Source organism: Pseudarthrobacter sp. L1SW, assembly GCF_020809045.1.
Classification (GTDB): domain Bacteria; phylum Actinomycetota; class Actinomycetes; order Actinomycetales; family Micrococcaceae; genus Arthrobacter.
Window position 1 is genome coordinate 3,660,931 of record NZ_CP078079.1, and the last position, 19,450, is coordinate 3,680,380.

At 68.1% G+C, this 19,450-nt stretch carries 19 protein-coding genes; 8 read left to right on the forward strand and 11 right to left on the reverse strand.

The window, feature by feature from the left end:
• The first annotated feature begins 28 nt into the window (after window positions 1-28).
• Window positions 29-1,555 (forward strand): ABC transporter substrate-binding protein, encoded by a 1,527-nt coding sequence (locus tag KTR40_RS17005; RefSeq protein WP_228404482.1) that lies wholly within the window; start codon window positions 29-31, stop codon window positions 1,553-1,555.
• Entirely contained in the window at window positions 1,555-3,294 is a 1,740-nt protein-coding gene (locus KTR40_RS17010; RefSeq protein ID WP_228404483.1) for an ABC transporter permease subunit, read from the forward strand. Before KTR40_RS17005 ends, KTR40_RS17010 begins: the two co-directional genes overlap by 1 nt.
• A gap of 167 nt (window positions 3,295-3,461) precedes the next feature.
• Here the strand turns inward: KTR40_RS17010 and KTR40_RS17015 are convergent, their stop codons facing one another.
• Window positions 3,462-3,695, reverse strand: coding sequence for a DUF3073 domain-containing protein (locus KTR40_RS17015; RefSeq protein WP_009359485.1), 234 nt, complete (start codon window positions 3,693-3,695; stop codon window positions 3,462-3,464).
• A 274-nt stretch (window positions 3,696-3,969) separates the two neighbouring features.
• Here KTR40_RS17015 and KTR40_RS17020 point away from each other — a divergent pair, with 274 nt between their 5' ends.
• On the forward strand, window positions 3,970-4,635 hold the full coding sequence (locus tag KTR40_RS17020; RefSeq protein WP_228404484.1) for a septum formation family protein: 666 nt from the start codon (window positions 3,970-3,972) through the stop codon (window positions 4,633-4,635).
• Between the two features lie 31 nt (window positions 4,636-4,666).
• Here KTR40_RS17020 and clpB read toward each other — a convergent pair whose 3' ends face one another.
• Entirely contained in the window at window positions 4,667-7,309 is a 2,643-nt protein-coding gene (gene clpB, locus KTR40_RS17025) for an ATP-dependent chaperone ClpB (protein ID WP_228404485.1), read from the reverse strand.
• Between the two features lie 237 nt (window positions 7,310-7,546).
• On the opposite strand from clpB, the gene KTR40_RS17030 reads away from it, so the two are divergent.
• Window positions 7,547-7,882: a YciI family protein gene (locus KTR40_RS17030; protein ID WP_139030673.1), complete on the forward strand. Its 336-nt coding sequence runs from the start codon at window positions 7,547-7,549 to the stop codon at window positions 7,880-7,882.
• A gap of 21 nt (window positions 7,883-7,903) precedes the next feature.
• On the opposite strand, the gene KTR40_RS17035 is transcribed toward KTR40_RS17030, so the two are convergent.
• The 4 genes from KTR40_RS17035 to KTR40_RS17050 are packed head-to-tail and all read right to left on the reverse strand — an operon-like array spanning window position 7,904 to window position 11,098.
• Entirely contained in the window at window positions 7,904-8,953 is a 1,050-nt protein-coding gene (locus KTR40_RS17035) for a sulfate/molybdate ABC transporter ATP-binding protein (protein ID WP_228404486.1), read from the reverse strand.
• On the reverse strand, window positions 8,950-9,855 hold the full coding sequence (locus KTR40_RS17040; RefSeq protein ID WP_228404487.1) for an ABC transporter permease: 906 nt from the start codon (window positions 9,853-9,855) through the stop codon (window positions 8,950-8,952). Before KTR40_RS17040 ends, KTR40_RS17035 begins: the two co-directional genes overlap by 4 nt.
• A gap of 23 nt (window positions 9,856-9,878) precedes the next feature.
• Complete coding sequence (gene modA, locus KTR40_RS17045; RefSeq protein WP_228404488.1) at window positions 9,879-10,691, reverse strand: molybdate ABC transporter substrate-binding protein; 813 nt, start codon at window positions 10,689-10,691, stop codon at window positions 9,879-9,881.
• A complete protein-coding gene (locus KTR40_RS17050) occupies window positions 10,688-11,098 on the reverse strand; it encodes a molybdopterin-binding protein (protein WP_139030675.1) in 411 nt (136 codons plus the stop codon). Before KTR40_RS17050 ends, modA begins: the two co-directional genes overlap by 4 nt.
• 310 nt (window positions 11,099-11,408) lie before the next feature.
• On the opposite strand from KTR40_RS17050, the gene KTR40_RS17055 reads away from it, so the two are divergent.
• From KTR40_RS17055 to KTR40_RS17065, 3 genes are all read left to right on the forward strand, one after another.
• Window positions 11,409-12,110: an SMI1/KNR4 family protein gene (locus KTR40_RS17055; protein WP_228404489.1), complete on the forward strand. Its 702-nt coding sequence runs from the start codon at window positions 11,409-11,411 to the stop codon at window positions 12,108-12,110.
• A gap of 125 nt (window positions 12,111-12,235) precedes the next feature.
• A complete protein-coding gene (locus tag KTR40_RS17060) occupies window positions 12,236-13,102 on the forward strand; it encodes a DUF4031 domain-containing protein (RefSeq protein ID WP_228404490.1) in 867 nt (288 codons plus the stop codon).
• Window positions 13,099-13,908 carry a 2-phosphosulfolactate phosphatase gene (locus tag KTR40_RS17065; protein WP_228404491.1) on the forward strand — a complete coding sequence of 270 codons (810 nt, stop codon included), beginning with the start codon at window positions 13,099-13,101 and terminating at the stop codon, window positions 13,906-13,908. Before KTR40_RS17060 ends, KTR40_RS17065 begins: the two co-directional genes overlap by 4 nt.
• Before the next feature lie 25 nt (window positions 13,909-13,933).
• Here KTR40_RS17065 and KTR40_RS17070 read toward each other — a convergent pair whose 3' ends face one another.
• Together KTR40_RS17070 and KTR40_RS17075 are read right to left on the reverse strand one after the other, a co-directional pair.
• Entirely contained in the window at window positions 13,934-14,335 is a 402-nt protein-coding gene (locus tag KTR40_RS17070) for a YccF domain-containing protein (RefSeq protein ID WP_139030679.1), read from the reverse strand.
• 70 nt (window positions 14,336-14,405) lie between these two features.
• Window positions 14,406-15,020, reverse strand: coding sequence for a phosphoribosylanthranilate isomerase (locus KTR40_RS17075; protein WP_139030680.1), 615 nt, complete (start codon window positions 15,018-15,020; stop codon window positions 14,406-14,408).
• A 107-nt stretch (window positions 15,021-15,127) separates the two neighbouring features.
• On the opposite strand from KTR40_RS17075, the gene KTR40_RS17080 reads away from it, so the two are divergent.
• A complete protein-coding gene (locus tag KTR40_RS17080; protein WP_228404492.1) occupies window positions 15,128-15,709 on the forward strand; it encodes a HutD family protein in 582 nt (193 codons plus the stop codon).
• Here KTR40_RS17080 and KTR40_RS17085 read toward each other — a convergent pair.
• Genes KTR40_RS17085 through KTR40_RS17095 form a run of 3 tightly spaced genes read right to left on the reverse strand, consistent with a single transcriptional unit; the run spans window position 15,693 to window position 19,441 of the window.
• Window positions 15,693-16,997, reverse strand: coding sequence for a Gfo/Idh/MocA family oxidoreductase (locus tag KTR40_RS17085; protein WP_228404493.1), 1,305 nt, complete (start codon window positions 16,995-16,997; stop codon window positions 15,693-15,695). The two genes, KTR40_RS17080 and KTR40_RS17085, sit on opposite strands and share 17 nt — an antisense overlap.
• A 3-nt stretch (window positions 16,998-17,000) precedes the next feature.
• Complete coding sequence (locus KTR40_RS17090) at window positions 17,001-18,356, reverse strand: glycogen debranching protein (RefSeq protein WP_228404494.1); 1,356 nt, start codon at window positions 18,354-18,356, stop codon at window positions 17,001-17,003.
• Window positions 18,353-19,441 (reverse strand): ABC transporter ATP-binding protein, encoded by a 1,089-nt coding sequence (locus KTR40_RS17095; RefSeq protein ID WP_228404495.1) that lies wholly within the window; start codon window positions 19,439-19,441, stop codon window positions 18,353-18,355. Before KTR40_RS17095 ends, KTR40_RS17090 begins: the two co-directional genes overlap by 4 nt.
• Between the last annotated feature and the right edge of the window lie 9 nt (window positions 19,442-19,450).

The following is a 19,450-nucleotide window of genomic DNA, read 5'->3' on the forward strand; positions in this document are numbered from 1 at the left end:
ATCGAAACAGGTAATCAACGTGCCCAAAATGCGACTGGAAACCGGCGTCATGACGCTCTCAGCCCTCCTCCTTACGATCAGCCTCACCGGGTGTTTCGCCGGCGGGCAAGCTGCGGACAGCGGCGACGGCGGGGACCGCATCAAACTGGCAATGCTCCAGCCGCCGCGCTCGGGACTGTCGCCCCTCAGCGATGACGCCTTCAAGCTTTCCCGGTGGAAGACAGCAGAAACCCTGGTGGAACTGGACGAGCTCGGCGAGGCGCAGCCGGCCCTGGCAACCGGGTGGCAGCAGTTGGACCAGACCTCCTGGCGTTTCGCAATCCGGGACAACGTGGAGTTCCACGATGGAACAGCCATGACCCCGGTGGAAGTCGCTGCATCCCTGACTGCCGCGGCGCAGGCCAGCCCGAAGCCCCGGATCCTGGACGGCGTGGAACTCACCGCCCGGGCGGAAGGCGTGGGATCAGTCATCATCACCACGGCCACGCCCGATCCGCTCCTGCCCCAGCGCCTCTCCAGCCCCCAACTGGCCATCCTCGCAGCCTCGGCGTACAAGGAAGGCGGCGTGGTCAGTCCCGTGAATGCGGGTACCGGGCCCTACCGCCTGGTTTCGGTGGAGGGCACCAGCTCGGCCCGGCTGGACCGCTTCGATGCGTACTGGGGCGGGCCGGCGGAAGCCGGGGGCGTGGACGTCCAGTTCGTTCCGGACGGCACTGCGCGGGCAGCAGCCCTCCGGACCGGGGACGCGGATGTTGTGGAAGCCATTCCGGTGGGCCAGGTGGCCCAGATCGACCCCGAACTGGTCCACGAAGTGCCCATGCCGCGGACCAACACCCTGTACCTGAACACGGCAGAGGGCGCCTTCGCGGACCCGGCCGTCCGTGCCGCAGCCCGTGCCGCAATCGACGCCGGCACCATCGTGGACCGGGTCTATGAAGGCCGGGCAGACAAAGCCGCCGGGTTGCTGGGCCCGGCACTCCCGTGGGCGGCGGAGCAGCGGGAAAGCGGGGAGTACGCGGCAGCCCTGGCCACCCGGGCGGCGGCCGCGGCGGTGAAGGGAACAACCATCCGGCTCGGCACCTTCACGGACCGCGCTGAGTTGCCGGAGGTGGCGGTCCAGCTGGAACAGCAGCTGGAAGCCGCCGGCTTTACCGTGGAACAGGACGTCCGGGAGTACCAGCACATCGAGGCGGACGCGCTGGCGGGGAAGTTTGATGCCTTCATCCTCTCGCGCGCCACCGTCCTGGATTCCGGTGACCCGGTGGCTTACCTGTACAGCGATTTCTCGTGCGCCGGGTCCTTCAACATCTCCCAGTTCTGCGATCCCCGGGTGGACGCAGCCCTGGCCAAAGCCGCGGCCATTCCTGCCGGCCCGGAACGCCGCGCCGCCATTGCCGCCGCAGAAAGCCTCATCCTGGCCCGGGACGCCGCCATTCCGCTGCTCCACGAACGCGTCATCCAGGGCGAATCTGCCCGGGTTCGCGGGGTGGAGCGGGATCCGCGCGAGCGTGCACTGATGACCAGCAGGACTGGGATTACGGGCGGCGCACGCTGATGTCCGGCGTATCGGCTTCAGCGAAAACCACCGCGTCGCGGGTCCTCGCTCTGCTGGCCCTGGTAATGCTGATCGGAATGATGCCGTGGCTTTCGGGCCGCGGCGCCGAATACACCGTCCTGCGGGCCAGGTACTCGGACCGGGAACCCACACCGGAGGCACTCGCCGCCATCCGCGCAGAGCTCGGCCTGGAGCAGGGGCCGGCGGCCATGCTCCTGTCCTGGGCCCAGGGGATCTTCGCCGGGGACCTCGGCACGTCCTGGATCAGCAACACAGCCGTGGGACCCGGGATTGCGGCCGCGCTGGGCGTCTCGGTGACCCTGATGGGGTTCGCGGTAGGTTCGGCGGCGTTCGTTGCGCTCCTGGCATGCGTGCCGGCGGTGTGGGACGGGCTGCAGGGGCGGCGCAGGCCGGCGTCGGGCGCCCTGTCCGCTGCGCTGACGTCCCTGCCGGAATTCCTCCTGGCCGCCGTGTTGCTGGTGGTGGGCGCCATCTGGCTGCGGTGGTTTCCGCCCTTCGGCTGGCAGGGTCCGGAGCATGCCGTCCTGCCGGCCCTTTCGCTTGGGCTTCCGGCAGGCGGGCTGATGGGGCTGCTGGCCTCCGACGCCATCCGGGCAGCGTTCGCGGAGAAGTGGGTGGCCACGTGGCGGATGGCAGGGGCTGGACCTGCACGGCTGACTGCTGCGGTGCTCCGCCGTGCGCTTCCCGCCGTACTGCCGCAGACCGGCCTGGTCCTGGTGGGGCTGACCGGCGGCGCAGTGGCAGTGGAAAAGACGTACGCCATCCCCGGGCTCGGCCGGGCGCTGCTGGGCGCCGCCAGCGCGCAGGACATCCCTACGCTGCAGGCGGGCATGCTGGCCCTGATGGGGTTCGCCCTGCTGGTTGGGACGCTGACGACGGCGGTGCGGCACCTGCTGATCGGGCCTGCGGTCCGCTTCGGAACGGTTCCGCTTCCTGAGCCGCTGCGGCCGGGGAACCGCCGGCAGTTGGCCGTACCGGCGGCCGCCGGACTGGCCCTGCTCCTGGTCGTCGGGGCAGGGCTGCTCCGCGACCCCTTCACCTCCGCGCACGCCCGGCTGGCCCCGCCCACCTGGGCGCTTCCGTTCGGTGCCGACGCCAGCGGCCGGGACCTCCTGGCGCGGGTGGGGCACGGGGCCGTGGGGACACTGGGGACAGCGCTGGTAGTGGTGCTGGCCTGCCTCGCCGTGGGAATCGCCGTCGGACTCTTCCCGCTTGCCGCCACGGGGCCGCTGGAGGTAACCAACGCGGCACCGCCCATCCTGGCCGGCCTGGTTGTTGCGGCGCTCACCGGCCCCTCGGCCCACGGCGCGGCCCTCGCCGTGGCCGCCGTGAGCTGGGCACCCCTGGCCGCGCATACGGCGGCTCTGGCCCAAGAAGCAAGGGCCCAGCCCTATGTGCGGATCCTGCCGGTGCTCGGGGTGGGCAGGTCGCGCATCATGCTTCGCTATGTCCTTCCGGCGGTGGCCGCCCCGCTGCTGCGCCATGCGATGCTCCGGCTGCCGGGAACCGCACTCGCCCTCGCGGCCCTCGGGTTCCTGGGGCTGGGCCCGCAGCAGCCCTCGCCGGAGTGGGGACTCGTCCTGGCCGAAGGGATGGGCTATGTTGAGCGCGCGCCGTGGGTGGTCCTGGCGCCCGCATCCGCCCTGGTCCTGGCGTCCGTCCTGGCCGTGGGACTGGCCGGCGGAGGGCAGCAGAAAGCCCGCCGCCTGCACCGGTGAGGTGCGGGCAGCGGGCCCAATAACTGAAGTCAGCACCTGGGGCCCGTGAGGATCCAGGTGCCGAAAAAGAAGCGCCGCACCGGTCCGGGGACCAAGATCCGCTATGGATCCGTTAGTGCTGCGGCGTCACAGGGCTGCCCGGTAACGGCAACAGCACCTTGCGACAACTAGCCGATCCGACGGGTATCTACCTCGTCGTCGTCTTCTTCCAAATCATCCGCGTACTTATCCACATAAGCCGAATAGTCCGGCTCAACCGGCTCATTCGCGTAATGGCTCGTGGCACGACTGCTAGGACCCGTCAGCTCACGCTGAAGTGCCGAATAGTCAGTGTTCGGGGAGTAGTACTTGATATCCCGAGCCTGCTTGGTAGCTTTTGCCTTTTGACGGCCGCGCCCCATGGCGTGACCCCCTTTTGTACTTGGACCGGAGGTGGTCACCTTGGCTATCGGTGAGGCCCCGGAATGTTTGGTCAATTTGTCGTACACCTAGATTACATGCTTTCGACTGCCCCCGCTTGCCACGCACGCCCCCCGGACGTGGTTTGGGTTACCATCCGCGGCCCCAACCCGCGGGTTTCCGGCTTTTTTCTTCGGTAGAGTCACTTGGACAACTGCTGATACAGGCCGCAGACCGGCTGCCCGCCGCGGAGAGAACGCAGGAGGATCCATCCCCGTGAACAACCAGGACGTCCCGCCCAGGCCCTCCTCGCCTCCCACGGCCGGGCTGCCGCGCGTGCCTGCCCCCGCAGCCCAGCCGGTCCTCCACCCGCACATAGAACCGCAGGACGGCCATGCGCCGGGGCCCGGCCCGGTGAAGCGGCGGACCCTGTGGATAGCGTTTTTTGTGGCCGTGCTGCTGGCCGTAATCGGCTCGCTGGTGTGGCTTGCCCTGTGGCTGGACTCCAACCCGGATACGGGCACTTCACGGGGCCCGGTTCCCGGCGTGCTGGAAACCGCTGTCACGCCGCCTGCAACACCGTTGCCGCTCCCCCGTGAAGGGGTCCCGCCCGCCGATTACGCTCTGGGCGACTGCTTCAAGGACTTCGACCCCGAGTCCCTGTCCTCCACCGTGGTGCCCTGCGATACCGGACATTCCGCCCAGCTCGTGGCATTGTTCCGCTACCCGGAGGGAGGGTCCTACCCGGGCGCCGAGGCGCTGAAGGCCAAGGCACTGGAAGCGTGCCAGGCGGCCAGGCTGGGCCCGGCCGCCAACGACTACGACCTGAACTACGAGCGCAGCTTTCCCAGCACCACCAGCTGGGAGTCCGGCGACCGCAGGGTTGACTGCTATGTGACCGCCCCGGGCGGCAATGTGATCAACGCAAGCGTGCTGCCCTAGCGGCCAGGCCGCCAGGGCAGCAACCCTGCAGTCAGTCCTTCCGCCGGACCGAGAGCCCGGAGCCGGGTGCCCCCGTTAGGACATCCACGCTGCCCTCGGAGAGCTCCCCCAGGTCCGCCGCCGTGTCCACCAGCACGGTGTCGCCGTCGCTGATCTCGCCGGCCAGGATGGCTTTCGCCAGGCGGTCGCCGATTTCGCGCTGCACGAGGCGGCGCAGCGGCCGGGCGCCGTAGGCGGGATCGTAACCGGAGAGCGCCAGCCATGCCTTGGCGCCCTCGGTGACTTCCAGGGTTAGCCGCCGCTCGTACAGCCGGCGCCCCAGCTCCGCCACGTGCAGCTCGACGATGTGCGCCAGCTCCTCGACGCTCAGGGCGTCGAACAGCACAACCTCATCCAGCCGGTTCAGGAACTCGGGCTTGAAGGAGGCGTTGACGGTGGCCATAACGGCGTTCCGCTTGGCTTCGGCGTCCAGCGACTGGTCCACCAGGAACTGGCTGCCCAGGTTGGAGGTCAGCACCAGGATCACGTTGCGGAAATCCACCGTGCGGCCCTGGCCATCGGTAAGGCGGCCGTCGTCGAGCACCTGCAGGAGGATGTCGAACACCTCGGGGTGGGCCTTCTCCACCTCGTCCAGCAGCACCACGGAGTACGGACGACGGCGGACGGCTTCCGTCAGCTGGCCGCCCTCCTCGTAGCCCACGTAGCCCGGAGGCGCGCCCACGAGCCGGGCCACGGAGTGCTTCTCGCCGTACTCGGACATGTCGATCCGCACCATGGCGCGTTCGTCGTCGAACAGGAAGTCCGCGAGCGCCTTGGCCAGCTCCGTCTTGCCGACGCCGGTGGGGCCCAGGAACAGGAACGAACCGGTGGGGCGGTTGGGGTCGCTGATCCCGGCACGCGCGCGCCGGACGGCATCGGAGACTGCAGTAACAGCCTTCGACTGGCCGATCAGCCGCTTCCCGAGCTCCTGCTCCATGTGCAGCAGCTTCTGGCTCTCGCCCTGCAGCATGCGGCCGGCGGGGATGCCGGTCCAGGCGGAAATGACCTCGGCGATATCCTCTGCCGTGACTTCCTCGGCCACCATCTGCGAGGACTTGTCCGTCACGGCGGCTTCCGCTTCGGCGGCGGCGTTCAGCTCGCGTTCCAGCGCGGGGATTTCCCCGTAGAGGATCCGTGATGCGGCCTCGAGGTCGCCCTCGCGCTGGGCCTTGTCCGCAGCGCTGCGCAGCTCATCCAGTTTCGCCTTCAGGTCACCCACCCGGTTGAGCCCCGCTTTCTCGGCCTCCCACCGGGCGTTCAGGGCAGAGAGCTCCTCTTCCTTGTCAGCCTTGTCCGCCCGGAGAGCCGCCAGCCGCTCCACTGAGGCCGGGTCCGATTCCCCGGTCAGGGCCAGCTCCTCCATGGTGAGCCGGTCCACCTGGCGCCGCAGCTGGTCGATCTCCTCCGGGGCGGAGTCGATCTCCATCCGGAGCCGTGAAGCGGCCTCGTCCACCAGGTCGATGGCCTTGTCCGGCAGCTGGCGGCCTGAGATGTAGCGGTTGGAGAGGGTTGCGGCCGCCACGAGGGCAGAGTCTGCGATGGACACCTTGTGGTGCGCCTCGTAGCGTTCCTTGAGGCCGCGGAGGATGCCGATGGTGTCCTCCACGCTGGGCTCGCCGACGTACACCTGCTGGAAGCGGCGTTCGAGGGCCGCGTCCTTCTCGATGTTTTCGCGGTATTCATCCAGGGTGGTGGCACCGATCAGCCGCAGCTCGCCGCGGGCCAGCATGGGCTTGAGCATGTTTCCGGCGTCCATGGAGGAGTCACCGGTGGCGCCCGCCCCGACCACCGTGTGGATTTCGTCAATGAAGGTGACGATCTGGCCCTCGGAGCCCTTGATTTCCTCGAGGACCGCCTTCAGCCGCTCCTCGAACTCGCCGCGGTACTTCGCGCCGGCAACCATGGAACCGAGGTCCAGGGAGATGAGCGTCTTGCCGCGCAGGCTTTCGGGGACGTCGCCCGCCACCATCCGCTGCGCCAGCCCTTCCACCACGGCAGTCTTGCCCACGCCCGGCTCGCCGATGAGCACCGGGTTGTTCTTGGTGCGGCGGGACAGGACCTGGACCACGCGCCGGATTTCGGAGTCCCGGCCGATCACGGGATCCAGCTTGCCGGCACGGGCCATGGCAGTAAGGTCGGTGCCGTACTTCTCCAGTGCCTGGAAGGTGTTCTCCGGATCCTGGCTGTCCACCTTGCGGTCTCCGCGGACACCCGGCAGCGCGGCGAGGAGCGCCTCATGGGAGGCACCGGCGTCGCGCAGCAGGCGTGCTGCGGCGTCATTTCCGGCGGACAGGCCCAGCAGGAGGACCTCGGTGGACACGAAGGTGTCCCCCAGCCGGTCGGCTTCATTCTTGGCGTTCTGGATTGCCTGCAGGGCGGGGCGCGAAAGCTGGGCCTGCTGGCTGGAGCCGCCGGAGGTGGCCGGCAGCGCCTTGATGGCGCTGCTCGCCTGCACGCTGACGGAGTCCGGATCGGCGCCGGTGGCGCGCAGCAGGGCCACGGCCACCCCTTCGCGCTGGTCCATCAGCGCCTTGAGCAGGTGCGCGGGCTCCACCTGGGGGTTTCCCGCCGTGGAGGCGTTCATGGCCGCAGCCGAGAGAGCCTCCTGGCTCTTGGTGGTGAATTTGACGTCCAAAGAGAGCTCCTTTCGGGGGGCAGATTTCCTAAGTTGAGTGTACTACGCTCAACTTTGATTTGGGGACGCTTTACCGGAACTGTTTGCCTACAGCGAAACAGCCCTCGGGGCGCAATGGAAGAGGCAACCGGCCCTATCTGCCTCCACCACTCCTGTTCCCATTCGCAGCCATGCGCTCTACTATCGGCCTGTGGCCGGGAGCAGCGTGCCGCCGGCGCAGTACAGAGGGGACAATCCATGAAAAAGTTTGTTGTTCTTTACTTCGCACAGCAGTCAGCCCAGGCCCAGATGGCGGAAAGTTCGCCCGAAGCCGCGCAGGAGGGGATGAAGGCCTGGATGGAATGGGCCGCGCGTGCCGGGGACGGCATCGTGGACATGGGAAGCCCCTTGGGCGCCGGAACGGAAATCACTGCGACGGGGGCCACTGAAGCCAAGACGGGGGCGGCAGGCTACAGCATCCTCCAGGCTGACGATCTTGCCGGAGCCCAGGCGCTGCTGGACGGCCATCCCCACCTGATGATGCCCGGAGCCAGCATCCAGGTCTACGAAACCCTGGACCTGCCCGGCATGTAGGCGCTCCGCGCGGCTTTCCTCCTACAACGGGTAAACCGAAACCGCCGTCGCCTTCACCACGAAGTGCACCGGCAGGCCGGGGACCAGGCCGAGGTCCGCCGACGCCGCCGGAGTGATGTCCGCCGCGAGGCTTCCTGCCCTGACCCGGATGAAGTCGCCGTGCGGTTCGAGGTCCGTGATGGCCACCTCGAAGGAATTGCGCGGACTTCCGTGGGCGTCGGTGAGGAACACGGATACGGACGACGGCGGGAACACGGCCACGGCGGCCTGGCACGGCGGGATGGGGTCCTCGCTGTGGCCGGCAATGTGCTGTCCCCGGCCTGCCAGGACGCCATCCCCGGCATACGTTCCGGGAATGAAGTTGAGCCCGGCGAGCCCGGCTCCGAAGGCGCTGCGCGGCCGCTGCAGCACCTGCCGCGTGGGGCCCTCCTCGGCGATGCGCCCGTTTTCAAGGATGACCACCCTGTCCGCCAGCATCAGCGCGTCCAGGACGTCATGGGTAATGATAATGGCCGGCCGGTCCGCGAGGACGTGCTTGAGCAGCCGCCGGAGCAGCGGGGCCGAGTGGATATCCAGCGCGGCCATCGGTTCATCGAGGAGGAGGAGCCCTGGATCCGCGGCGAGCGCCCGGGCCACGGCAACGCGCTGCGCCTGCCCGCCGGAAAGCTCCGCGGGGCGGCGGGCTGCAAGGCCTGCAGCCTCCACTTCGGCCAGCCACTGCAGCGCCTTGGCCTTGGCCAGGCCCTTGGGGTTACCCGCGCTGCGTGGACCGAAGGCCACGTTGTCCACCGCGGTGAGGTGCGGGAAGAGCAGCGGTTCCTGTGCGAGCAATGCCGTGCCGCGGAGGTGGGGCGGGACCCACTGGTTCCGGCCGTCCCCCACCTGAAACAGGGCCCGGCCGTCCAGCTCGGCCCGTCCGCTGTCCGGCCGCAGCAGCCCCGCAATAATCGAGAACAGCGTCGACTTGCCCGCCCCGTTGGGCCCCATCACTGCCACGGTTTCGGCAGGCCCCAGGGAGAAGGCGACGTCGAAACCGCGCTCCGCCACGGCTGCCTGGAACGAGAACGTCACGGCACGTCCCCGCCCGGTGCGGCAGCCGCCGTCGGCCGCTGTCCGGAAGCCTTGAGGCCGCGTGTCCTGCCCGCGGGGCGCCGGTAGGCGAGTGCCACCACGGCGACTGCCACGGCCACCAGCACCAGGGAAAGCGCGACGGCGGCGTCCGGGTCGGTCTCTCGCTGCAGGTAGATTTCCAGCGGCAGCGTCCGGGTGACCCCCTGCAGGCTGCCCGCGAACGTGAGGGTGGCGCCGAATTCGCCCAGGCTCCTGGCAAAGGCGAGGACCGCCCCGGATGCCAGGCCCGGCAGGACGAGCGGCAGCGTGACGCGGCGGAAGACGGTTCCCGGCGATGCGCCGAGCGTCGCTGCCACGGCCTCGTACCTGTGTCCGCCGGTGCGCAGCGCACCCTCGAGGCTGACCACCAGGAACGGCAGTGCCACAAACGTCTGGGCCAGGACCACGGCCGTGGTGGAAAACGCGATCTGCAGACCCAGCACGTGAATCGCCCCGCCGAGGAGGCCCTGCCGTCCGAATGTGTACAGGAGGGCGATGCCGCCCACCACGGGCGGCAGGACCAGCGGGAGCAGCACCAGCGAGCGCAGGAGCCCCAGCAGCGGAAGTGTGCCGCGGGCAAGGACCACGGCAAGCGGAACGCCCAGCACGATGCACAGGGCAGTACTCGCCGCCGAGGTCCGCAGGCTCAGGCCCAGCGCCGCAAGGGCGGACTCGGACGTGACCAGCGGCAGGAAGTTGGCCCAGTTGACCCGCGCCACCATGGCCACAAGCGGCAGGACCACCACTGTGGCGGCCAGCACTGCCAGCGCGTACAGCCACCGGGGAATGCCTGTGTACCTCTGGTGCCCGGTTCCCTTGTGCCGTTGGCCGGCCTGCCGCCCGCCCGGACGCCTGCCGGTCACGCGCTGCGCCTCATCTGCTGCCATTAGCGGCCCGGCCCAAACCCGGCGGCAGCAAGGATTTCCCGGCCACCGGGGCCGGTCACCAGTTCCAGGAACTTTGCGGCGGCGGCCTTGTTCCGGCTGCCGGCCAACGTTGCGATCGGGTATGTGTTCACCGCTCCGGCGGCCTCCGGGAAGGGAATGTTTTCCACCTTGCCTCCGGCTGCCCGGACATCGGTGACATACACGAGTCCGGCGTCGGCTTCGCCGGAGGTCACTTTGCCCAGGACATCGGCCACGGAGTTTTCCTCGCTGACCGGACTGAGGTCCGTTCCCGTTTGCTGTTCGACGGCGGCCGCGGCGGCTCCGCAGGGCACCTGGCGGGCGCACATCACAAGTTTCGTACCGCTCCTGGCAAGGTCCGCGAAGGATCCGATCCCTGCCGGGTTGCCTGCCGGAACTGCGATGGCCAGGGTGTTGGTGGCGAAGTCGCGCGGGTCGCCGTCCACCAGGCCCCCATCCTGCAGCTTGGCCATGTTCCTGTCATCCGCCGAGGCGAACACGTCCGCAGGCGCACCCTGGCTGATCTGGGTGGCCAGGTCCGCTGAACCGGCAAAGCTGAGGGTCACGCTGGTTCCGGGGTTCTCCTTTCCGAACCGTTCAGCAAGCTCGGTGAAGCTGGTTTTTAGGGACGCCGCGGCGAAAACCGTCAGCGTTTCCTGGTCCGCTCCCTTGCCCGTTCCCTGAGTGGCGTTGCCGCCGGCGGTACTGTTGCCCGCGCCGCCGGCACAGGCGGCGAGCGGTGCCGCGAACAGGACTGCCGTAAGCAAGGCCACGGCCCGCCGCGCCCGCGTCACGCGGCGCCCTTTCCCTGCGGGGTTTCGATGATGACCGTGGTGGCCTTGACCACGGCCGTGGCCACGGAGCCGAGTTCCAGCCCCAGTTCATTGACGGCCTCGCTGCTCATCAGGGACACCACGCGGAAGGGTCCGCACTGCAGTTCCACCTGGGCCATGACGCTGTCCGCCTTGATGCCGGTGACAAGTCCGACGAACCGGTTGCGGGCCGAACTGCCCGTGCGGTGCGGATCGTCCGGGAGCTGCGCCAGTTTCTGTGCGTGCCGCGCCAGTTCCAGGCCATCAACCGCGAGCCGGCCGGCGTTGTCCTTACGCGGCGTCAGGCTCCCGTTCTCCGTCCAGCGCCGCACGGTATCGTCACTGACACCCAGGAACCGGGCAGCTTCGGAGACGCGAATAAGACCCATCCGGCCATAATAGTCCGCATCTGCGGATAACAGGGCACCGCAAAACCGCTTATCCGGAAACGCGTTCGCACCCTAAGCTTCAGCTTGCCGCGTGCGTTCCAGCCCAGTTACTTCCGGTTTCCCCAGCACGGACACCCGGAATTCCGCGCAGCAGCGGGCTGAGCGGACCCGCAACCGGGAAGCAACTGGGCTGCAAGGCACAGCCGGGACACGCAGTCGTGCGGCTGTGCCTTCCTTCGGCCCGTGTTCATGGAACGAAGTGCTGAAGCTTTTCGGTGCCCAGAGGAGGAAAGGTGGGTAGATTCTCGGCATGGGGATTCAGAAAGTGTGGACTGAAATTGTTGAGTGGCTGAGTGTTAACGCACCAGAAACAGCCAGGACCATACGAGCCCCCGCGCCCGAAGCACTCATTCGCTCATTTGAAGAGGCAGCACCCAACGGGTGGCACAAAGACCTGTCGACTCTCTATCGGCTCTTCGACGGCGCCGAGCCGTCAACCGCAGGCTATGTCTTCCCGAACTATCGGCCGCTCCCACTGAAAGAAGCGGGGAAGACACAACAAATGTTGCTCGACATCTGGGCGCGGGTTGGAGAGGAAGCAAATGCCGTGGACGAACGGGAGAAGAGGTCGCCTCTTTACTTGAATCTGCGCGCCGTCCACGAAGCTTACGGCGGTACTCTTGCGCCCACGCCCCATCAACCGTACGACCCGGCACGTGCTGCAGCTGAAGAAGCCGGCACCAGGGTTTCTATGTTCATCTCATCCTTCCTCCCGGTCGCAGACGACGGTTCCGGCGACTTCCTGTTCGTCGACCTCAGAAAAGGACGGCGGCACGGCTGCATAAGTGAATATTTCAAGGACGAGGCCGATTGGCGCCCGGCGATTTGGCCATCGCTTGAAGCTCTCTTGGCTGACACTCTGTTAAGCCTGCGGACTGGCCAACCTGCGCTGGCCTTCATACCCACAGTTGCAGAGGGCAAGCTCCGTTGGGGAATATCTCCGGGACGTTGAGGTTCTCCCGGCCGCGTGTTGCTGGCACAAGGTCTGGAATTCCGAATGATGGAACGACGGACCCGAGCGGCGCTAGGATCTTTTCAGCAGGCGTCCGAAAGGTTCCGGGGCTCGGAAAGGATCACTTGATATACATCGACCCGCCCCTCTGGCCTGCGCACGGAACACACTTCTCGCACCTCATTTCCGACGACTCGCTGGCGGAACTGCATGCGTTTGCGGCTGCGGCCGGTATCCCCCAGCGGGCCTTTGACGGGGACCACTACGACGTTCCGGAGCGCCGCTTTGATGACCTCGTGACAGCCGGCGCCGTTCCTGTGGAAGCCAGGATCCTGGTCCGAAAGCTGATCGCCAGCGGCCTGCGCATCCCGGCCCGGCAACGGAACAAATCGCTCAAGATGCCCCTGCTGAACCGCTGGAACTCGATCATGCCGGGCCATGACTCCCTGTTCCTTGACCTCCTGGACCGGTGGAGCGAGGACCACCGCCACTATCACGGCTGCACGCACCTGCTGGGAGTGCTCGAAGCCCTCGACCTCCTCACCGATCCCACCGACCCACCGCGGACGGTCCTGTTGGCGGCCTGGTTCCACGACGCCGTCTACCGCGGCATAGCCGGCCAGGACGAGGAGGAGTCCGCCCGCCTCGCCGAGGAGCGGCTGCATGACGCCGGCCTTCCGGAGGCAGAGGCGGCCGAGGTGGCACGGCTTGTCCGGCTGACCGCCGATCACCGCCCCGAACAGGGGGACGACGACGGCGCCCTCCTCTGCGACGCCGACCTGTCCGTCCTCGGCGGGGACCCCGAGGAATATGCCAGGTACGTTGCCGCCGTCCGGAAGGATTACGCGCACATCGGCGACGCCGACTTCGCGGCCGGGCGCGCCGCCGTCGTACGCCAACTGCTGGAACTGGAGCCGCTGTTCCACAGCGGCAGGGCACGGGAGCTGTGGCTGGCTGCCGCGCACCGCAACTTGAAGGGCGAGCTGGCGTGAACGCACCCACCTCCAATCCCCGCCACACGTTCACCGCAAGCGCCGCGCACCGGCAGCTGCCCTATGAGGTCCGGGTGGAATGGGGGCCCGACGGCGCCGGCACAGTAACGTCCGGCGCGGACCTCGCCGTGGTGGTTGACGTCCTGTCCTTCAGCACCTGCGTGAGCGTCGCCCTGGACCGGGGCGCCACGGTTTTCCCTTTTCCCTGGAAGGACACCGGCGCGGAGGACTTCGCCGCCCGCCACCGGGCTGTCCTGGCCGGGCCCCGCGACGGCGGCGGGCTCAGCCTCTCCCCCGCGAGCCTGCGGGCCGCCGATGCCCTGGATAGGGTGGTCCTGCCCTCCCCCAACGGTTCCGCGCTCTGCCACGGACTTGCGCGCGCCGTTCCACTGGTGGCCACTGTGTGCCTCCGGAATGCCGCGGCCACTGCGGACTGGGTGACTGCCAACATGCCTGAGGATTCAGTGATCGCAGTGGTTGCGGCCGGCGAACGCTGGCCGGACGGCACCCTCCGCCCGGCCGTGGAGGACCAGATAGGGGCAGGGGCGTTCATCGCGGGCCTTGTGGCAGCAGGCAAGGGCGGCTATGAGGCCGAAGACGGCAGGCACGGATACTCACCGGAGGCGGTGGCGGCCATGGCCGTCTTCGAGGCCGCAGAGCCGCGGCTCCGGGAGATCCTGCACGGCTGTTCCAGCGGCCGGGAGCTGACCGGCGGAGGCTACGCGGCCGACGTCGATATTGCCGCGGAGCTGGACGACAGCGACGCGGTGGCCATCCTGGTGGACGGGACGTTCAGCCCCCGCTGACGTTGTCCCTGTTCCGCGCCGGCGCTTAGCGGTAGGCGGAAACGAACGGCTGGCTGGTGGGCACGATCTGCTTGCCCAGCGGCATCAGGGACACCGGGATGAGCTTCAGGTTGGCGATGGCCAGCGGGATCCCGATGATGGTCATTGCCATGGCGAAGGCTGTGACCACGTGTCCGATGGCGATCCAGATGCCTGCCACCAGCAGCCAGATGACGTTGCCCAGCAGGGAGAACACCCCGGCGCCGCCGGGCTTGTCCACCACCGTCCGGCCAAATGGCCAGAGCGTGTAGGCGGCAATCCGGAACGACGCGATGCCCCAGGGAATGGTAACGACCAGCAGGCAGCAGATGACCCCCGCGAAAAAATAACCCAGCGCGAGCCAGAAACCGCCGAAAACCAGCCAGATGATGTTGAGCAGTGCCTTCATCCCTCCATTGTGCCCCGGGGACTGCGGCAGCGGGATGGGGGCCCGCCCTGACGGGCCCCTGAATCCACTGCTAGGCCGGGGCAGCCACACCCTTGGCTGCCTGCACGAAAGCGCTGACCTTTGCCAGGTCCTTGACGCCGCGGGACACCTCGACACCGGAGGAAACATCGACGCCCCACGCGTGTGCCGCCGTTGAGGCCTGCGCAACATTGGCGGCGTCGAGCCCGCCTGCCAGCAGCCATTTGCGTCCCCGAAGCACAGGAAGTTCGGCCACGGATGCATAGTCCCAGGCCTCGCCTGAACCGGGGACGGCGGCGTCGATCAGGAGCAGGTCCTCTCCCCAGTCCTCCAGCTCCTCCGCCGTGGCACCCATGGTGACGGCCCTGACCAGCTTCATGCCGGCGTCGTGCACTGTGGCCACGTCAGCGCGCGAGCGCCGGCCGTGCAGCTGGATCCACTCCAGCCCGGCGGCACGGGCGATGGCCACGGCGTCGGCGGCCGGCTCGTCACGGAACACGCCGATGGGCGAAACCCGGTCCGGCACTTCGGCCAGCAGCGCGGAGGCCTGGGACGGCGAGACCACGCGGGGGCTGGCCGTCAGGACGAACCCCACCGCGTCCGCCCCCGCCTCAACGGCAACCCGGACGGATTCTGGCGTGCTGAGGCCACACACTTTGACGAACATTCCCGGCTCCTTCAGGCTGTTTTGATGTTGTCCCCCGCAGGAGAGTAGCAGGGAAGGCGGGCAGCTGCCGATAGGGGCAGGAAGGGCAGGCCAACTAGGCTGGACGGATGGAGATCATCCGCTTCGCTGACCGCAAGCCCCAGCCCTGGCGTAACGGCGGCGGCGTCACAACCCAGATTGCCGGCCATCCCGACGCCGCGTCCCTCCAGGATGGCGGATGGGACTGGCGGGTAAGCATCGCCGAGGTCACCAAAGCCGGGGACTTCTCGCCGTTCCCCGGCATGGAGCGGGTGCTGACGGTGGTGGAAGGCGAACTCCTGCTCCTGACGGTGGACGGCTCCGAGCATCCCCTGGAGAAGTACCGCGCGTTCCGGTTTCCCGGCGGGGCCGCCACCTCGTGCGCCCTTCCCACGGGGGATGTCACGAACCTCAACGTCATCACCCGGGCCGGCAGCTTCAAGGGCTTCACGTCCATCATCGAGATCTCCAGGAAACGCGCCCATCCGCTGTTCGCCGGCCAGTTGGGGATCCTGCTGCAGGGGCAGGCCACGGCCTCCGAGGGAACCAGCGAAGCTGAGGTCCTGGGCCGCTACGACGCCGTGGTGGGCTCCGATACGGCGTCCCCGGAGATCCTGGGCCGCGGCTTCCTGGCCGTTGTGTCCATCGACCCGGTCACTGCCTCAGGCTGAACGAGCCAACCTGAACCACGGCGCTGCTCCTGCGGGCCTCCTCGGCGGCGAAAACGGCAGCGTGGCTGACGAGGGACTCTTCCAGCCCGGACACCACCGCCGACCAGTCACCGGTGGCAAGCGCCGCCACCCACGCCTGCACCAGGCCGCGGTCGCCGCCCTCGTGCTTTTCCCCCTGGACCTGCGGTGGGGCAGCAGGGACGGGGTGGACAGTGGTTGCCCCGGTCAGGAAATCGAAGACCGAGATGGCGTCCGCTTCGACCGAGATCTCCCCGTGGCTGCCGAAGATCCGGGTGCGCCGCGGGCCGGCGGCGGTAAAGGCCGTGGCTGTGAAGGACGCTGTTGTGCCGTCTTCGTATTCAATGTTCACCACCTGGTGGTCCACAGCGTCGTTGTCCGAAAAATAGACGCAGCGGCCGTAGGGGCCGGTTGCCAGGGCGTGCAGCAGCGTCTCGGGCGTGCCGCCGGGATCCACCACGTCCGCAAAATACGCCCGGGCGGGGTCAGCCTTGGCCCCGTTCGTGGGGCGCCCCGCACCATAGATTTTCAGCGCGGAGTAGGGGCAGCGGGGCTCCGCGGGACAGCCGACGCAGCGCCGGGCAGCGCCCTCCGGCGCCCCTTCAGGGCGAAAGTGGGCCAGAGATCCGAAGGACGACACCTTCAGCGGCCTGCTGCCGATGATGTAGGAAAGCCAGTCGACGTCGTGCGTGCATTTGGCAAGGAGGAATGGGCTCGAGTCCTCCTCCCGGCGCCAGTTTCCGCGCACGTACGAATGCGCGAAATGCCAGAAGCCCACGGGCTCCAGGTGCTGGACGGAAATAATCCGGCCTACCGCCCCGCCCTCCAGGAGCTGCCTGAGGAGCGCGGTCAGGGGGGTGTAGCGCAACACGTGGCAGACAGTTGCGCTGGCGCCGGTTTCGCGCCCCACGCGTTCCAGCTCGGCGCAGCCGGAGGCATCCACCGCAACCGGCTTCTCCAGGAGGATCGGATAGCCGTGGGCTGCGGCTGCCGCGAAGGGAGCCCCATGCTGGCGGTCAGGTGTGGCGATGATGATGCCATCGGCGGGCAGGCGGTTCCCGAGCATTGACTGCCAGTCCGCGAAGACACCCTCCGCAGGCACTTTCAGTTCGGCTGCCAGGCGGCTGCGCAGCACGGGGCGCGGCTCGGCCATGCCCACCACGATGGCCTGGCCGGTGGCAACGGCGAGCCGGGCATAGGCTGCACCCCTGGCACCGGCACCGGCGATGAGGAGCCGCACCGGGTTCCGGCGCACCGGCACGGCGTCCACCGGTCAACCGTTCCGGGGATCGGCAAGCCATTCAAGCGCGACGGCGGCCGTCCACGACTGGTCCATGCTGCCCAGCGGTTCGCCGGTGAAGGGTTCGTAGTACTCGCCGAAATGGCCTTCCATGAGCTGGGCGAGGGAGGCCTCGCGCAGCTGGCGGTAGCGCTTCTCGTCGCCGCGCCTCCGCAGGCAGTGGGCCAGGTACCAGTTCATCACCGGCCATACCGGTCCGCGCCAGTACTGGCGCGGCTTCAGCCCCTCATACGTGGTGGACGTGGAGGCCGGCAGCGGGAAGGCCAGGCGGGGGTCGCCGGTCCAGTCCGGCCCTTCGAAGACCTCCAGTTGCCGGTCCAGGAGGGCCTGGTCCGTTGTGGAAATCAGCGGCGCGAAGCCCGCCATGGTGGGCGGTCCGATCCATTCCCCGGTCAGCACGTCCCGGTCGCGGGCAAGTCCGGTCCCTTCATCCACCGTCGCGTCAACGCCCTCGCGGAATTCCCGGGCCCACTGCCGCAGCTGCGGGGCCTCCCCCGGCAGTCCGAACTGTTCCGCCAGCACGGCCAGGTCCTCGTTGGCCGCGGCATAAATGGCGGACATAAAGACGTCCTTGACCTGGAAGGCCATCACCCGCGGCAACTGCGCGTCGTCGAACCCCACGTCCGCCATCTGTTGCACCAGCCACAGGTAGCGGCTGTATTCCTCGTCGCTGGGGCGCTGGCTGTGGTCCTTGACCTTCTGGGTGTCCGTGCGGACGAACGGCTCCATCTCGCCCGGCTTGACCCTGGAGTACGGTCCGTCGAAGCGCGGGGAGTTGTCCATTCCGGACTCCCAGCCGTGGTAGATGGTCAGCAGGCCCGAGCCGTCCCCGCCGCGGGCGCTGCGCAGCCAGGCGTGCCAGTCGATCCATCCCGGCAGCGTCCGCCGGGTGAATTCATCGGCGAGCCTGGCATCCTCGCCTCCCGCCGCCGTCGCCCGTTCCACGATGCGGCGCAGCATGGTGGCATGCACCGGCGGCTGGCAGATGCCGCTGGACTGCACGCCCTCCGGCGCGGCCCCGCGCGTCCCCCAGCGCTCAACGTCGGGGAAGTAGCCGGGGACGTCGGAGAAGACGATGTGCGGGATCATCCCGCTCTTCCACTGGGCGGCCAGCAGGTAGTCGAGCTCCCGGAGGGCCCGTTCGACGCTCACGGTCGAAAGTCCGGTGGCGACGAAGGCGGCGTCCCAGCTCCACATGTGCGGATACAGGTTGGGTGCGGCAGTCACCATGGTGCCGAGGTCGTTTGCTGCCAGGACGTCCCTGGCACGGCGCCCGAGCTCCTCGGGGTCCTGGATCGGATAAGTGTCCCTGTCCGGCGCCGCGCTCATGCCGTGAGCCCCAGCTGCGTCTCCGTGTCGAAGAACCGGATGGCAGCCTGGTCGAACCTCAGGCCAACCTTTTCTCCCGGGGAAACCCGTACGGTGGAGGCAACCTGCACCTTGATGGTCTGGCCGCCCAGGTCCACGGTCAGCAGGGTTGCATGGCCAAGCGGTTCCACCACTTCCACGGTGGCATCAAGGGTCCCCGGCGCTCCGCGCTGCTCAAGATAGATGTTTTCCGCACGGATACCGACCATTACCGGGAGACCTCCGGACCGGACTGCGGAACGGGCCAGGAATTCAGGCGCCTCGGTGCTTTGGCCGGCGACTTCCAGGGCGCCCTGCTGCGTCACGCGGCCCTCGAGGAAGTTCATTGGCGGCGAGCCGATGAATCCCCCGACGAATCGGTCCGCAGGCTCCTCGTAGACGGTGATGGGATGCCCCAGCTGGGCAATCTGCCCTTTCTTCATCACGGCCACCCGGTCCGACAGGCTCATCGCCTCCACCTGGTCGTGGGTCACGTAGAGCGTGGTGGATCCCAGCTGCTGGACGATCTTTTTCAGTTCCGCGCGGAAGTCGAGTCGCAGGAGGGCGTCCAGGTTGGACAGTGGCTCGTCCATGAGCAGCACGTCTGCGTCCATGACGATCGCCCTGGCGACGGCGACGCGCTGCCGCTGCCCGCCCGAGAGCTGGGCTGGGTAGCGGTCCAGGTAGGGGGTGAGCTGGAGGAGGTCGGCCGCCCAGGCGACCTTCTTCTCGAGTTCATCCCGGGGAACCTTCTTCATCACCAGGCCAAACCCGATGTTGGTGCGGACCTTGCGGTGCGGGAACACGGCGTAGGACTGGAACACCATGGAGAGGTTCCTGTCCTGCGGTGGCAGGTAGGTTACGTCCCGCCCGCCGATGGAGATGCTCCCCTCATCCGGGAAGTCCAACCCCGCTACCATGCGCAGGAGGGTGGTCTTCCCGCAGCCCGAGGGCCCCAGGAGCACCATGAACTCACCCTCTGCAACCTCGAGGGACACGTTGTTCGTGGCCAGCTCGGTGCTTCCGGGGTAGGTCTTGTGCAGACCCTTGATGGAGATGTCAGCCATGGAACAGCC

Coding starts and splice junctions, on each gene's coding strand:
- KTR40_RS17005 (WP_228404482.1), top strand. CDS start 29: ATGCGACTGGAAACCGGCGTCATGACGCTCTCAGCCCTCCTCCTTACG.
- KTR40_RS17010 (WP_228404483.1), top strand. CDS start 1,555: ATGTCCGGCGTATCGGCTTCAGCGAAAACCACCGCGTCGCGGGTCCTC.
- KTR40_RS17015 (WP_009359485.1), bottom strand. CDS start 3,695: ATGGGGCGCGGCCGTCAAAAGGCAAAAGCTACCAAGCAGGCTCGGGAT.
- KTR40_RS17030 (WP_139030673.1), top strand. CDS start 7,547: ATGAAAAAGTTTGTTGTTCTTTACTTCGCACAGCAGTCAGCCCAGGCC.
- KTR40_RS17050 (WP_139030675.1), bottom strand. CDS start 11,098: ATGGGTCTTATTCGCGTCTCCGAAGCTGCCCGGTTCCTGGGTGTCAGT.
- KTR40_RS17055 (WP_228404489.1), top strand. CDS start 11,409: ATGGGGATTCAGAAAGTGTGGACTGAAATTGTTGAGTGGCTGAGTGTT.
- KTR40_RS17070 (WP_139030679.1), bottom strand. CDS start 14,335: ATGAAGGCACTGCTCAACATCATCTGGCTGGTTTTCGGCGGTTTCTGG.
- KTR40_RS17075 (WP_139030680.1), bottom strand. CDS start 15,020: ATGTTCGTCAAAGTGTGTGGCCTCAGCACGCCAGAATCCGTCCGGGTT.
- KTR40_RS17080 (WP_228404492.1), top strand. CDS start 15,128: ATGGAGATCATCCGCTTCGCTGACCGCAAGCCCCAGCCCTGGCGTAAC.
- KTR40_RS17090 (WP_228404494.1), bottom strand. CDS start 18,356: ATGAGCGCGGCGCCGGACAGGGACACTTATCCGATCCAGGACCCCGAG.
- KTR40_RS17095 (WP_228404495.1), bottom strand. CDS start 19,441: ATGGCTGACATCTCCATCAAGGGTCTGCACAAGACCTACCCCGGAAGC.